At 62.3% G+C, this 244-nt stretch carries 1 pseudogene; it reads left to right on the top strand.

The annotated features are described in order from the left end of the window. Window positions 1-55: 55 nt before the first annotated feature. Window positions 56-244, top strand: a pseudogene (locus GRI89_RS00020) (IS6 family transposase); the annotation flags it as partial.

Raw genomic sequence — 244 nt, 5'->3', positions numbered from 1 at the left:
GGTGCTGTCAGAGCAAATGCACCGACTCGTAACGGGGTCGAGGTAGGGCAGGGTGATGCCTCGCCAACGCAAGCCTGCCAGCCCGTTCCGCTACTTCAACTCATCACCTGAGGTGATCCGCCTGGTGGTGGTGATGTATGTCCGCTTTCCGCTGTCGCTGCGGAACGTCGAGGACTTGTTGTTCGAGCGCGGGATCGACATCTGCCACGAGACGGTGCGGCTGTGGTGGAACCGGTTCGGCCCG

It is taken from the genome of Croceibacterium salegens (assembly GCF_009827435.1).
Classification (GTDB): Bacteria; Pseudomonadota; Alphaproteobacteria; order Sphingomonadales; family Sphingomonadaceae; genus Croceibacterium_B; species Croceibacterium_B salegens.
This window is presented reverse-complemented; position numbering and strand designations above follow the sequence as displayed.